General features: G+C 73.1%; 10 protein-coding genes. 8 read left to right on the top strand and 2 right to left on the bottom strand.

The annotated features are described in order from the left end of the window. Nucleotides 1-163: 163 nt before the first annotated feature. Both ACWCWD_RS24170 and ACWCWD_RS24165 read left to right on the top strand, forming a co-directional pair. Nucleotides 164-1,855, top strand: a complete 1,692-nt coding sequence (locus tag ACWCWD_RS24170) for an FUSC family protein (protein ID WP_450775492.1) — start codon at nt 164-166, stop codon at nt 1,853-1,855. Then, nucleotides 1,852-2,358, top strand: a complete 507-nt coding sequence (locus ACWCWD_RS24165; protein WP_450775490.1) for a MarR family winged helix-turn-helix transcriptional regulator — start codon at nt 1,852-1,854, stop codon at nt 2,356-2,358. The genes ACWCWD_RS24170 and ACWCWD_RS24165 overlap by 4 nt, the downstream gene beginning before the upstream one ends. Before the next feature lie 58 nt (nt 2,359-2,416). Here ACWCWD_RS24165 and ACWCWD_RS24160 read toward each other — a convergent pair whose 3' ends face one another. Next, nucleotides 2,417-3,181, bottom strand: a complete 765-nt coding sequence (locus ACWCWD_RS24160; RefSeq protein WP_450775488.1) for an IclR family transcriptional regulator — start codon at nt 3,179-3,181, stop codon at nt 2,417-2,419. Nucleotides 3,182-3,758: 577 nt separating this feature from the next. Here ACWCWD_RS24160 and ACWCWD_RS24155 point away from each other — a divergent pair. The 6 genes from ACWCWD_RS24155 to ACWCWD_RS24130 all read left to right on the top strand — a co-directional run bounded on the left by ACWCWD_RS24155 (nt 3,759) and on the right by ACWCWD_RS24130 (nt 10,124). Then, nucleotides 3,759-5,390, top strand: a complete 1,632-nt coding sequence (locus ACWCWD_RS24155) for a sensor histidine kinase (protein ID WP_450775486.1) — start codon at nt 3,759-3,761, stop codon at nt 5,388-5,390. After that, complete coding sequence (locus ACWCWD_RS24150) at nt 5,387-5,794, top strand: roadblock/LC7 domain-containing protein (RefSeq protein ID WP_275491019.1); 408 nt, start codon at nt 5,387-5,389, stop codon at nt 5,792-5,794. The genes ACWCWD_RS24155 and ACWCWD_RS24150 overlap by 4 nt, the downstream gene beginning before the upstream one ends. Further along, on the top strand, nt 5,791-6,162 hold the full coding sequence (locus tag ACWCWD_RS24145) for a DUF742 domain-containing protein (protein WP_266711909.1): 372 nt from the start codon (nt 5,791-5,793) through the stop codon (nt 6,160-6,162). Before ACWCWD_RS24150 ends, ACWCWD_RS24145 begins: the two co-directional genes overlap by 4 nt. Beyond that, nucleotides 6,143-6,757, top strand: a complete 615-nt coding sequence (locus ACWCWD_RS24140; protein ID WP_450775483.1) for a GTP-binding protein — start codon at nt 6,143-6,145, stop codon at nt 6,755-6,757. The genes ACWCWD_RS24145 and ACWCWD_RS24140 overlap by 20 nt, the downstream gene beginning before the upstream one ends. 335 nt (nt 6,758-7,092) lie before the next feature. Further along, on the top strand, nt 7,093-8,604 hold the full coding sequence (locus tag ACWCWD_RS24135) for a cytochrome P450 (RefSeq protein ID WP_450775481.1): 1,512 nt from the start codon (nt 7,093-7,095) through the stop codon (nt 8,602-8,604). 173 nt (nt 8,605-8,777) lie between these two features. After that, nucleotides 8,778-10,124, top strand: coding sequence for a 6-phospho-beta-glucosidase (locus ACWCWD_RS24130; protein WP_450775479.1), 1,347 nt, complete (start codon nt 8,778-8,780; stop codon nt 10,122-10,124). A gap of 11 nt (nt 10,125-10,135) precedes the next feature. Here ACWCWD_RS24130 and ACWCWD_RS24125 read toward each other — a convergent pair whose 3' ends face one another. Beyond that, nucleotides 10,136-13,846: a DUF4132 domain-containing protein gene (locus tag ACWCWD_RS24125; protein ID WP_450775477.1), complete on the bottom strand. Its 3,711-nt coding sequence runs from the start codon at nt 13,844-13,846 to the stop codon at nt 10,136-10,138. Between the last annotated feature and the right edge of the window lie 117 nt (nt 13,847-13,963).

Raw genomic sequence — 13,963 nt, 5'->3', positions numbered from 1 at the left:
GCCCGGTGAACGTTTCAACCCACAACGCCTCAGCCCGCAACACCCCACCCATACAGGAGAAATACCCGCAGCGCAGGCTTCTGCAACACGCTTTAGGCACACCGGAGCGGCCGCCCTTCCACGCGGAATCTTTTACAGGTGTAATACCTGTTAAAGTAAATGGGTGAGTGAGACAACCATCGTTCCCCGGCGCCCATCCGTCCGCAGACTCCCCCTGAAGGCGGCACTCCGCCTCAACCACCCCTCGGACACCTGGTTCAAGCCGGCGCTGAGCGTGGTCGTCGCCTCCCTCGTACCGAACCTGCTGCTCTTCGCCGTGGACCGGCTGGACCTCGTGATGTACACGATGGCCGGCTCGCTCTGCGCGCTGTACGGGCACGCCCTCCCGTACGCCCGCCGCGCCGGGACCGTCGTGCGCGTCGTCCTCGGGATGCTCGCCGGGCTGGCCGTATCGCTGATCGCGGGCTCGCTCACCGACTCCACCGCGATCCTCATCGCCGTCGGCGCCCTGCTCGCCGCCGTGCAGAAGGCGCTCTGCGACGCCTCGCGCATCGGGCCGCCCGGACACGTGATCTTCACCTTCGTCACCTCCGCAGCCCTCTTCGCGCCCCAGCATCTCGGCCAGGTGCCCGGACACCTCGCGCTCACGCTCGCCGCCGGTGCCTTCTCCTGGTGCGTCACCGTGGGCCCCGCCCTGCTGCGCCGCGAAGGACCCGAACGCCGCGCCACCGCGCGGGCCCTGGACGCGGCCGCCGCCTGCGTCGCCGACCCCGGTCCGCGGACCCGCGGCGCCGCCGCCGCGGCCGTCCACGGAGCCTGGCAGACCCTGCTCGCCTCCGGCCGCGCCACACCCGCCCGCCGGGCGCTGGAACGCCTCGTCGTGCACGCCGAGGCCGCGCTCGCCGAAAGCTCCCCGGCCGGTCACCGCGCCGCCGCCGACCCCGCGCAGCTGCGCGAGTGGGCCGCGCTGACCCGGGCCCGCGGGCCCGTCCCGACGCCGCCCGCCGCCCCCGGCACCACCGCGGAGCTCTACGGCATCGACGCCGAGCGCGCCGGCCGCCGGGCCCGGACGAACCGGGGCGAGCTGCTGCGCCGCCTCGGCCCCGGCTCCCACGTGCTGCCCATCGCCGTCCGTACCCTCATCGGCTGCGCCCTCGCCGGATACGTCTGCGAGGCGCTCGGCGTCGGCCGCCCCTACTGGGCCATCGTCACCGCCGCCTCGCTCTACCAGGCCAACGTCACCCTCTCCTGGAACCGGGCCCTCCAGCGGACGCTGGGCAATCTGCTCGGCGTACTCGTCTTCGCCGCGGTCCTCCCGCTCACCCGGGTGAGCCCGCTGCTGCTGATCCTCTGCGTCCTCTGCTTCAACTTCGCCGCCGAGGCCCTCATCACCCGCAACTACTGGCTCGGCTCGGTCGCGGTCACCCCGATGGCGCTCCTGGTCATCGAGTTCGGCGGGACCCACCCCGCAGGAGAACTCATCGGCGACCGGGTCATCGACACCGTGGTCGGAGCGGCCGTCGGGTTCCTCGCCGCCGTACTGGTCACCAACCGCCGGGCCACCGGCCGGGTCGAACGCGCGCTGGAGGCCACCGAGCGGGCCCGCGCCCACGCCGTACGCGTCCTCGCCGACGCCACCGCGGACCCTGCCGCCCTCGACGCCTCCCGCCGCGGGCTCACCGCCTCGCTGGTCGAGCTGCGCGAGGCGGGCGACACCGCCGCCGGGGAGTGGTGGCAGCGCGCCCTGCCGGAGGAGGACCTCGTCGCGGCTGAGCGGGCCGGACACCGTACGCTCGCCGCGACGGCACAACGGCAGGGGCTCATCTCCCTCGCCCCGGAGAACGGAGCGGTGTGAGCGACGACATCGTGGCCTCGGTGGTACGCCAGTGGCAGGCGGTGAGCCCCGGTCTCGACACCGGGCCGATGGAGCTGATCGGCCGGATCAACCGCTGTGCGGCCCTCCTCCAGCAGGCCGAGGACGCCCCGCTGCGCGCCGCCGGACTCAACCGCGCGGAGTTCGACCTGCTCGGCGCGGTGCGCCGGACGGGCCGTGAGCTCACCCCCGGCGAACTGGCCAGGGAGACCTTCTCCTCCGGGGCCGCCGTCACCAAACGGCTGCGCGCCCTCCAGGAACGCGGTCTCGTCGAGCGCCGGAGCGACGACCGGGACCGCAGGGTCGCCCACGTCCGCCTCACCGAGGAGGGACGCGGCCTGGTCGACCGGCTGCTGCCCCAGCAACTCGCCTACGAGCGCTCGGTGCTGGCCGGCCTGGACGAGCCGACGCGCGACCGCCTCAGCGCCCAGCTCAGCGAGCTGCTGGTGCAGTTGGAGGGGCGCCTCGGCGGCGCCGGGCGCTGAGCCCCGACTGCTCCACTCCTCGGTGCCGGTGCCGGTGCCGGTGCCGGTGCCGGTGCGGTCAGCCGGCGGCCGGCTGTTCCAGCGCCGCCGCCGACTGCCGCAGCCGCACCGCGTGTTCGGCCAACTCGGCCTCGCCGCCACGGTCGGCGGGGACCGAGGCCACCAGGGCGAGCCGGTCGCGCGGGCCCCAACCGGCGAGCGGCACCGCGACGGCGTTCATGCCCGGCGCCGACTCGCCGCTGCTCAGCGCGTACCCCCGGGCGCGGACCCGGTCCAGCTCCGCCAGCAGCGCCGTCCGCGAGACGGTCGTGCGCGCGGTGACCGGCTCCAGTTCCTCGTCCGGACAGAGGGCGCCGACCTGATCGGGCGTCATCAGCGCGAGCAGCATCTTGCCCCCCGCCGTCGCGTGGGCCGGGTGGGTCAGGCCCGTCCCCGGCCGCACCCGCACCGGATGCGGGGACTCCCGCCCGTCCGTGACGATGATCCGGTCCCCGATCAGCGCCACCGCCTGCACGGTCTCCCCGGTGCGCCGGACCGCGTCCTCCAGAACACGGGCCACCCGCTCCCGGACCGCCGTACCGAACCCCGCGGGACGGCCCAGCCGCATCAGTTCCGGCCCCGCCGAGTAGCCCCGTCCCGTGGCGTCGCGTCCGGCGAACCCCCGTCCCTCCAGCGTGGCGAGCACCCGGTGGGCGGTGGAACGCCCCACCTCCAGCAGTTCGGCGGCCTCGCTGACGGTGAGCGTGTCATGGGTCAGGAACAGCCGCATCAGCCGCAGACCGGTGTCCAGCGACTCGATGGTGTAACCCGGCGCCGATGCCATGGGGTGCCCGCTCTCATCCGGTTCTCGCCGCGGCCGTACGGAGGCGCGGGCGATCCTCACCGGCCGTCAAACCGGGCGACTTTGCCCGCCACTCTTCCGCGGGGCGGGAATCCGCCCCTTTCGATCCACTTCGAGTGTGTGTGCGTACGTACTGCTCTGCGGGACGACCGGGTGAGGCCCTCCCGGCGGCGAGCTTAGAGCCTCGACCGCGGATCCTGCGGCAGCCCCGCCCTCGTTGGCTCACGAAGGGGCCGGGTCACCCGAGATGATTACGGTCCGTTCCCGTGGTGCTCCGTACATCTTCGTACCACTGTGCGGGACGGAGGCCCGGAATCCTGCCTCCCTGACGCAATTCGTCACTGTCCGCGCACGTCCGGAAGCGTTGAGTGGGAAAACTGGTGAGTGTATTCCCCCTGGAGTCCGCGCGCAGGGCGTTGGGTGAATGTGCCGACCCCCTGATCTGATCTGGCTAAGCTCACGCGCAGTGAAGCCGAGTTGGCACCAATTCGCGCACATGTTCATGAGTGTCAGCACCTGTGGGCATACATCCCGGAATCAACCGCCAGAGGGTTTTTAGATGGTCCGTGTTGAATCACCACCGACCGACCGACGGATCCCCGTCGTCCGTGTACTCCTCCTGCCCGTCGCGCTGGTCGTCGGCGCCTCCGCGCTGGGCGTCACCCTGGTCACGGACGCCGCGCGGATACCACTCGCCGTGAGCGGCGCGCTCGCCGCCGTCGTGGTCGGTGCGCTCGCCGTCGCACTGAACCGGCGACGGTGCGAGACACGCGTCCTGCGCGCGAAGTACGAACAGCGCATCGCCCAGCTCGAATTGCGCATCGCCGCACACGACGAAGAGACCGTGCGGCTCACCAAGGAACTGATGCCCTCCGCCATCAGGATGCTGCGCGCGAGCAACTCGCCCGAAGAAGTCATGCGGGAGGTGGTGGACGGGGACGAGTCCTACCGCAACCTCCCCAAGGCGCTGCGGCGCCTCGTCTACACCGTCCTGCAGATCATCGACGACGAGGAGGCCCGGCGTGACTCCGCGCAGCGCGCCTTCGTCAGTGTCGCCCGGCGCGTGCAGGCCATCGTCCACCGTCAGGCGAGCGAACTGCGGGAGATGGAGGACCACTACGGGCGCAACCCCGAGGTCTTCGACGACCTGCTCCGCATCGACCACGGCACCGCGCTGATCGGCCGCCTCGCCGACTCCATCGCCGTGCTCGGCGGTGCCCGCCCCAGCCGCCAGTGGCCCAAGCCCGTACCGCTGTTCAGCGTGCTGCGGGGTGCGATGTCCCGCATCCTGGAGTACCAGCGCGTCGATCTGCACTCGATTGCCAAGGTCGCCATCGTCGGCACCTCGGTCGAGCCGCTCATCCACGCCTGCGCCGAACTCCTCGACAACGCCACGCGCTACTCCCCGCCCCAGACCCGGGTGCACGTCACCGCGGTCGAGGTGCAGACGGGTATCGCGATCGAGATCGAGGACGGCGGCGTCAGCCTCAGCGAGGAGGCCCGGGCCCGGGCCGAGAACATGCTCGCCCAGGCCCAGGCCGGCATCAACATGAACGACCTCGGGGAGTCCCCCCGCCTCGGCATGGCGGTCGTCGGCCGGCTGTCGCGCATGTACCAACTCCAGGTATCGCTGCGCCAGTCCGCGTACGGCGGCGTGCGGGCCGTACTCATCGTGCCCCGGGACATGATCACCACCGGACCCGCGCCCGGCATCGCCCACGGCATCGGCGCCACCTCGCGGCCCACCAGCTCGCTGGACATGTCGCAGCTCCAGCACGTCGTACCGCCCGCGGGAAAGCGGAAGGCCAGGGTCGCGGCCACCGGTCCCGTGCCCTCGGCAACCGCCTCCCCGGCTGCGTCCCCGCGCCCGGCCGCGCCCGCGGCGGCCATGGAGGACGAGGCCCCCGTGGTGACCGAGTGGACCGAGAACGGCCTGCCCCAGCGCCGCAGCAGGGGCCGCGCCCCGCTCGGCTCGCACAACCTCCCGCAGCAGGCCCCGGCACCGGCCACGGAAGGCGTCCCGGGGGCGCTCAACGGCGCCGCCCCGCACGCCGCCGCCCGGACGGGCGGCGAGGAGAAGCCCCCCGGCCTCTGGCTGGAGGCATTCACCAAGGCCGTCAACGGCGTGCCGCACGACCCGAAGAACGGCGAAGACTCTGACGACGCGTGGGACAAGGGAGACCTCAAGTGATCCAGCAGCGGGGAAACATGGACTGGATGCTCAAGGAGCTGGCCGACGACGTTCCGAGCATCCACCAGATCGTGGTGCTCTCCTCGGACGGACTGCGCATCGCCATGCACGGCGGAGACCCGGACGTCGGGGACCGGCTGGCCGCGGCCTGCGCCGGACTGCAGAGCCTGGCCGCCGCCGTCGCCTCCGAAATCCCCTACAGCGACGGCCTGATGAAGCTCGTCGTCATCGAGGTGACCGGTGGGTTCTTCTACCTGATGGCGGCCGGCACCGGCGCCTACCTCGCGGTACTGGCCGGTGAGACGGTCGACGCCGGGCTCGTCGGCGCGCGGATGCGCGACATGGTCGTCCGGATCGGGGCCCATCTGACCAGCCCGCCGCGCCACGACGGGCAGGCCGGATGAACGCTCCCCGACGGGAACGCCGCAATGCCGACCCGGCGCTCAACGATCCCGAGCGCCTGTACGTCATCACCGGCGATCTTGACGGCAGCGAGCGGGCAGCGCTCGACCTGGTCACCATGGTCGTCGCCCAGGCGGAACCTTCACCGACGTTCCAGCCCGAGCAGGCCGCGATCCTGCGGCTCTGCCAGGCACCTCTGTCAGTCGCCGAGATCTCCGCCTATCTCGGCCTCCCGTTCAGCGTCGTCACCTCACTCCTGACCGAATTACTCGCGACCGAACTGATCGAATCGCGCGCACCCATCGTCCGCGCCACTCTCCCCGACAGGTCCCTTCTCGAAGCGGTGATGCATGGACTTCAGAAGCTCTGACACGATCACCGGCCCCCGTACCGAGGACGTCCTGCCCACCACGGCCACCGCCGCGGTGAAGGTCGTCATCGTCGGTGGATTCGGGGTCGGCAAGACCACCATGGTCGGTTCGGTCAGCGAGATCCGGCCTCTGACGACCGAAGAGACCATGACGCAGGCCGGCGTCGGCGTCGACGACAACGCCGGGGTGGAGAGCAAGACCGCCACCACCGTCGCCATGGACTTCGGCCGGATCAGCCTCAGCGAGGAACTGATCCTCTACCTGTTCGGCACGCCCGGCCAGGAACGTTTCTGGTTCCTGTGGAACGGCCTCTTCGAGGGCGCCCTCGGCGCCGTCGTCCTGATCGACACCCGGCGCCTCGAAACCAGCTTCGACGTCATCGGACGCCTGGAGGAGCGCGGAGTGCCGTTCGTCGTCGCCGTCAACACCTTTCCCGACGCCCCGCACCATCCGGTCGAGACGTTGCGGCAGGCGCTCGACCTGCCCGACGAAGTCCCCATGATCGACTGCGACGCGCGGCTTCGGGCGTCCAGCCGGGACGTGCTGATGACGCTCATGCGCTACCTGCACAGCCTGGCCGTACCTCTCGCATGACGTCCGGGGCGGCCGGCCGGACCGTCCGGCCGCCCCGGACCCAAGGGCTGTCCCGCACGCTCGCCGCGTCGTCGGGGCCGCCCCGGTACATCCAGTAGCGGGGCGACCCTCCGCCTTGAGACCGCACGCACCGGACGCCGCCCGACCCGCCCTCCGGGCGGACGGCGCCACTTTCACGAAACGACCTGACCGCGCGGCGCCGGGGGTGCCCGGCGGACGGGACCGGGCGCGTGAGCCCGGCCGTGATCCGCCGGACACCCCCTTCGGTCCGTGTCCCCTCCCCGCCCGCGCAGCCCTCCCGCGCGACCCCTGAAAGCCTCATCACTGGAGCCACTGTGACAACCCCCTTCTCCCACGAACCCGGAGCGCCTGCGGGAGACGCCCCGCCGCCCGGATGCCCCGCCCACGGCCTCGGCCCCGGCGGCCTGCGCCGCTACTACGGCGCCGAGGTGGAGAACGACATCGTCGGGCTGAACGAGAAGCTGCGCGCCGAACACGGCAGCGTCGCCCCGGTGCTGCTCCACGGTGACGTACCCGCCTGGCTCGTCCTCGGCCACAGCGAGAACCTCTACGTCACCCGCACCCCCTCGCAGTTCTCCCGCGACTCACGGCGCTGGCGCGCCCTGCAGGACGGCAGCGTGGGCCCGGAGCACCCGCTCGCGCCGATCTTCACGTACCAGCCCATCTGCGCCTTCGCGGACGGCGCGACCCACGAACGCCAGCGCGGCGCGATCACGGACAGCATGGCCCGGATCGACACCCGCGGCGTGCGGCGCCACATCAACCGCTTCAGCAACCGGCTCGTCAACGACTTCTGCCTCAAGGGCACCGCCGACATCGTCAGCCAGTTCGCCGAGCACCTGCCGATGATGGTCATGTGCGCGATCTTCGGCATGCCCGAGGAGTACGACGACCGGCTGGTGCAGGCCGCCCGCGACATGACGCGGGGCACCGAGACCGCCGTCACCAGCAACGCGTACGTCGTCGGCGTGCTCACCCGGCTCGTCGAGCGCAGGCGGGGCGCCCCGGAGTCGGACTTCGCCAGCTGGCTCGTCGAACACCCCGCCAGGATGAGCGACATCGAGGTCATCGAGCACCTCCGGCTCACGCTCATCGCGGCGTACGAGTCCACCGCCAACCTGATCGCCAACGTGATCCGGATGGTGCTGACCGACCCCCGCTTCCGGGCGAGGCTCAGCGGCGGCCACATGACCGTCCCCGAGGCGGTCGAGCAGACCCTCTGGGACGAGCCACCCTTCTCCGCGGTCTTCGGCCGCTGGGCCGTCGGCGACACCGAGCTCGGCGGGAAGCAGATCAAGGCCGGCGACGCCATGCTCATCAGCATCGCGGGCGCCAACAGCGACCCCGCCGTACGGCCGGACCTCAGCGCCTCCATGGAGGGCAACCGCGCCCACCTCGCCTTCAGCGGCGGCCCCCACGAGTGCCCGGGCCAGGACATCGGCCGCGCCATCGCGGACGTCGGCGTCGACGCGCTGCTCATGCGGCTGCCCGACCTCGAACTCGCGGTGGGCGAGGACGAACTGCGCTGGATGGGCAACATCATGTCGCGCCATCTGACCGAGCTCCCGGTCCAGTTCGCACCCAGCCCGCAGCAGGAGATCGACGACGAACCCATGACGTCGATGGCCGCCCGCTCCGTCCCCCGCAACGACTGGGAGATCTCGTCGCAGTCGCCGGCGGGCGCCCCCGGCCGGCCGACGGGCGGGCAGGAGGCCGCCGCGGCCCCGGCCGACGGCGCCCCGGCCCCCGTGATCCCGGAGCAGCGCACGGTGAGCGCCACGGGCCGCCTGTGGCAGGCCGTCTCCAGCTGGTGGAAGGGGTACTGACCGAAGGTCACCGGGGCGTCCGGCGCCCCGGTGGACGCCCCGTGCCGAACGGTCCCGGTGCGGACGGCGCGCGGGGAGTCCCGGCCCGCCGTCCCGCCGTCCTCCGCCGGAGTCCCGGCCCGCCGTCCCCCGCGTCCCGCCGGGCCGGGGCCGGGCCCGTACCATCGAGCAGCGTGAAGCTGACAATTCTTGGCGGTGGCGGATTCCGGGTCCCCCTGGTGTACGGGGCACTGCTCGGCGATCAAGCCGAGGGCCGCGTCTCCCGGGTCACTCTCTACGACACGGACCACGACCGCCTCACGGCCGTCGCCCGGGTCCTGGACGAACAGGCCCGGGGAGTGCCGGACGCTCCCGCCGTCCTGGCCACCACCGACCTCGACGAGGCCCTGCGGGGCGCCGACTTCGTCTTCTCGGCGATCCGGGTCGGCGGCCTCGCCGGCCGCGCCGCCGATGAGCGGGTGGCCCTGGACGCGGGGGTGCTGGGGCAGGAGACGGTCGGGGCGGGCGGCATCGCGTACGGACTGCGTACCGTTCCGGTCGCCGTCGACCTCGCCCGCCGCATCGCCCGGCTCGCCCCGGACGCCTGGGTCATCAACTTCACCAATCCCGCGGGCCTGGTGACCGAGGCGATGTCCCGGCACCTGGGGAACCGGGTCGTCGGCATCTGCGACACGCCCGTGGGCCTCGGCCGCCGCATCGCCCGGGTCCTCGGCGCCGACCCGGACCGCGCCTGGATCGACTACGCGGGCCTCAACCACCTCGGCTGGGTCCAGGGCCTGTACGTGAACGGGCAGGACGAACTGCCCCGGCTGCTCGCCGACGACACCCTGCTCGGCTCCTTCGAGGAGGGCAAGCTCTTCGGCACCGACCTGATCCGCTCGCTCGGTGCCGTGCCCAACGAGTACCTGCACTACTACTACTTCAACCGGGAAGCGGTCCGCGCCTACCAGCAGGCCGAGCTGACCCGGGGCGCCTTCCTCCGCGAGCAGCAGCAGGGCTTCTACGCGCGGATGCGCGAACCGGGCACTCCGCCCCTCGCCACCTGGGACCGCACCCGCGCGGAGCGCGAGGCGACCTACATGTCGGAGAACCGCGAGGTCGCGGGAGCGGGGGAGCGGGCCGCGAGCGACCTGGAGGCCGGCGGCTACGAACAGGTGGCCCTCGCCCTCATGCGAGCGGTCGCCCGCAACGAGCGCACCTCGCTCATCCTCAACGTCCGCAACGGCAGCACCCTTTCGGCGCTCGACGCCGACGCGGTGGTCGAAGTCCCCTGCCTGGTCGACGCGAACGGCGCCCACCCGGTGGCGGTGAGCCCGCTCCCGCTCCACGCGGCCGGGCTCGTCGCCTCCGTGAAGGCCGTCGAACGCGCCGTGCTCGACGCGGCCGACAGCGGCTCCCGCTCCGCCGCCGTACGGGCGTTCGCGCTGCACCCGCTCGTGGACTCCGTCAACGTCGCCCGCGAACTGGTCGACTCCTACACCAGGGTCCACCCCCAGCTGGCCTACCTCGACAAGCCCTGACCTGCCCTTTCCTACCTCGACAAGCCCTGACCGGCCACCGTGACGGTCCGGCCCGGCACTCCGGCCGGACCGCCGTCGGCCGGTGCGCCGTCGGCCGGTGCGCGCCGGACACCGCCGAGCGCCGTCAGGTCGGCGAGCACCTCCGACGCGGTCACCGGGTCCAGGCCGCCGAAGAGGTGGGTGTACGCCCCGTGGGGCCAGTGGTCCCCGGGCCGGTCGCCGAGCCAGACCGCCTCCAGCAGCTGATCGGGGAAGGCCTGCGGGGAGCCGGCCACGATGCCCTCGTAGAACCCGACGACCAGGTACAGCTCCTCGCCGAGGCGTTTGGAGATCCACCCCACCACCCCGGCGTCCTGCGGCGCGCCCCGCTCCCAGCCGCGCCGCTCCAGGCCCAGCACCTCCACCGTGGGCACGGTGATGCCCTCGAACCGGGCCAGCCGGTTGCCCGTCCGCTCCTCGTCCGTCAACGCGAAGACCGCGCGCTCCAGTTGGGGGAACGGCTGGGACAGCTCCCGGCGGGCGAAGAGCTCCGACCAGGCGGCCCGCTCGTCGCCGAGGCGGAGCGGATGGGCCAGCCGCACGGACGCGTCGGCGGGCAGCACGGAAACGTTGTCGCGCACATCGGTGAACGTCCGGTCCTCGGTGACCCGGAAGGCGGTCGTCGTGCCCCGCGACTCGCTCAGCCACACCAGCCGCCGCACCAGATGCCCCACCAGCGGATGGGCGACGAACAGCTCCTGGAACTCCCGCGCCGTCCAGGACCGGCCCGAGACCATCGCGGCCTCCAGCCGCTGCACCTGCCCGGAGGCGACCGTGCGTACGTCCTTCTTCAGCGCCAGGAACCGCTTGCGCCCCGCCGAGGCCAGCTCCCCGTCGTCCCGGGCCGCCGGGGCCGGCAGATCCCTCCGGCGGTTCCCCGCCCCGTCCAGGACGTACGCGCCGAGGCGTTCGTCGAAGCCGACGGTGAAGCGGCGCGGGCCGAAGTCCACGACCGTCGAGCCGTCCGCGTCCAGCCCGAAGTCCGGCACCAGGCGGTCGGACAACTGCTCGGCGGTGAGGCCCAGAACCGCGGCCACCTCGGCGATCTTCTCCTGGGCACGCGTCTTCAGCGCCTTGAACTTCACCCGCTGCCCGATGCCGTGCAGATGGAGCAGGGCCACCTCGCTGCCGATGGCCGCCAGCACGTCCAGCCCCTCGACCGCCCGGTGGTGCGCACCCTCGCCCGGCCAGGCGCGGATGACCGGCGTGAGCCGCCGGACGGTCTCGTCGTCCCCGACCTCGCCCAGCGCGTAGAGCGCCCAGGACTCCCTGGCCGGCAGCCGCGCGTCGAGCCACTGCTCGAAGACCGCCCAGGCGAACTCGGCGAGCGAAGCGGGCGCGGCGGCCTCGCGCAGCGCCGCGACACCCGGGTAGACCTCGCCCGGCCGAAGAAGCGCGAACATCGTCAGGGCGTTGCGCACCACCTCGGCGGGCAGGGCTTCACCCTTGCGCGTCAGAAGCTGCGGAAGCAGCCCCGGCTCGGCCCAGTTCGGCAGGACCGGCAGCTTCGCGGGCAGCGCGTGCTCCAGCGGGTCGGCGACCAGCAGCGCCTCGACGGAGCGCAGCGCGTCCGCGCCGTACCGGGCGGCGGCCTCACGCACCGTCGCCCCGCCGTGCACCGCCGCTATCTGGAGCAGCGCCCGCTCGGCCGCCCGCCGCGGAGCGCCGGGCCTGCCGACCGCGTCCGGCACGAGGAACACCGCCGCGGCACCGCCGTGCCGTGCGAACCACGCCCGGGTCGTCGCGGCGGTGGACTTCAGCCGGGCCGCCCAGTCCGCCATGTGCCGGGCGACGGCGGCGTCCGCGAACGGCAGGAACAGCTCCGCCATGGTGCTCGGCTGCCGGGGGACGGTACGCAGCAGGAGCGGCAGCGCGTCGATCCCGAAGCGGGCGACGATCGGTCTGAGCGTGTCCGCCCCGTCCCACAGGTCCGTCGGCGCCCAGGTGGCCAGGGCCGGCGCGATGCGCTCCACCGGCGCGTGCAGGAAGATCCACGCGGGCCGCAGGCCGGTACTGCCCAGCCCTTCGAGCTGGGAGGAGATCACCTTCTCGTAGTCGCCGCCGTGCTGCGGGCGGGTGTACCAGGTGGAACAGCGCGCCCACGCCTCCTCCTCGCCCGGCAGCCAGCGCAGCTCCGGGGCCGGGAGCGTGGCTCCGCCGGTGCTCACCGGGGTGGCCGCGCCGGTGCGCGGCCGGGTCCACGGTGGCCGGGTGAGCACCGGCGGCAGGGACGCGAGGGAGGCCTCCGGGAAGCGGGACACCGGGTTCAGCAGCGGGGCGACGACCTCGGCGAGGTCCGCGGGCAGCCGCGGCAGCAGGGCGGAGACCAGCGGACGGTGGGTGTTGATGTGGGCGTGCAGCAACTGCCGCGAGGCACGCGACCGGGTGGCGGCGTTGTACCGGACGTCGGCGGAGAGCAGCCGCAGGGCCCGCACCGGGTAGCGGCGCATCGCGTCGAGCAGCGCCGCGCGGACCTGCTTCAGCTCCTTGTGGTGGAGCAGGACGTTGAACGCCTCGTCCGTGGGGAGTTCGGCGAGCGCGGCGGAGACCGCCTTGACGCCCTCGGCGTAGTGGTTGCCGTGGTCGAGGTACTTCCGGAGCATCGGTGCGACGGCCGTCCCGATGCCGTCGGCGAGCGTCGCGATCACGGCGAGGGTGTGGTCCGGGCGGTACGACAGCCGCGCCAGCTGGTCGGCCGACGTCAGCGAGCAGAGCACCATGCGCTGCAGGACGTAGTGGTCCTCGGCGAGCACGGCGGGCTCCGACAGGAGGGCGTCGACCCACTCCCGCTCGCTCGGGGCCAGGAAGGCGGCCGCGATCCGCTGGTGGCTGTCCCGGCGGGCCGCGCCGAGCGCTGTCACGACCGCGCGGTAGGTCTCCTCGTCGGCCGCGGCGATGTGGGCGCGGGCCCGCGCCGCCACGTTCAGCGAGCCGTGGTGCCAGTGCAGGGACGAGGAGAGCGAGACGCGCTTGAGCGCGCCCTTCACCCGCCGCCCCAGGGCGTGGTAGCTGTGCGCCTTGATCGTCTGGAGCTCCTGGGCCGCCCGGGCGGCGAACGGCAGCCCGTGGTCCGCCACCCAGGTGTCCACCCAGCACGAAGGGGCGGTCTCCCCGAGGGAGACGACGGCCGCCAGTGCGGCGGCCCCGACCGGGGAGGGGCTGCCGGCGAGATGGGCCCGGGTGGCGTCCACCAGGTCCGGGTCCGATCCCGGCTCGGTGAGGATCAGCTCGATCCACGCGGCTTCCCCCGCGATCCGCTCCCCGACCTGTGCCAAGGCATCCTCGCCCGGCCGGTTCAGCGGCCGGGCGCAGCCGCCCCTCCGGGGGTAGAGCACCCGGCGCCAGCTCAGCGGGAGTTCGAAGGTGTCCTCGTCCGGCAGCGCGGCCGCACCGTCCGCACCCGCCGTCGCCCCCGCGGCCCCGCTCACCGTCCCGGACGCTTCCGGGGGCCCGGGCACCATCGGCGCGGACGCGCTCGCCGCCACCTCTTCGTACCCCTTGCGCTCCTTCGCCGCTATGGTCCTGCGCACCTGGGCGTGCGCGGCCTCCTCGGAGACGTACTCCGTCGTCCGGGTGCGTCCCTCCGACCCGCAGCGGCCGTACCGCACGGTGACCGCGACGCCGACCGCCCCGGTCTCCCAGAACTTCGACGCAGTGCCCTCGACCAACTCCCAGCGCCGCATCCGCCCCGCCCCCTCAACCCCAGTACGGCCCGCCGAGCGGCGGGTCTCCCGATCGCTGTCTTCATTCTGGAACCGACCACTGACAGTGCCGTGCGGCGGCGGGCCGCTGCCCGGGGA

It is taken from the genome of Streptomyces sp. NPDC001493 (assembly GCF_053597235.1).
This window is presented reverse-complemented; position numbering and strand designations above follow the sequence as displayed.

What these genes read in the sequence shown, in the direction of transcription:
- ACWCWD_RS24140 (WP_450775483.1), top strand. Translation starts at nt 6,143, where the DNA reads ATGGACTTCAGAAGCTCTGACACGATCACCGGCCCCCGTACCGAGGAC.
- ACWCWD_RS24125 (WP_450775477.1), bottom strand. Translation starts at nt 13,846, where the DNA reads ATGCGGCGCTGGGAGTTGGTCGAGGGCACTGCGTCGAAGTTCTGGGAG.
- ACWCWD_RS24160 (WP_450775488.1), bottom strand. Translation starts at nt 3,181, where the DNA reads ATGGCATCGGCGCCGGGTTACACCATCGAGTCGCTGGACACCGGTCTG.
- ACWCWD_RS24145 (WP_266711909.1), top strand. Translation starts at nt 5,791, where the DNA reads ATGAACGCTCCCCGACGGGAACGCCGCAATGCCGACCCGGCGCTCAAC.
- ACWCWD_RS24155 (WP_450775486.1), top strand. Translation starts at nt 3,759, where the DNA reads ATGGTCCGTGTTGAATCACCACCGACCGACCGACGGATCCCCGTCGTC.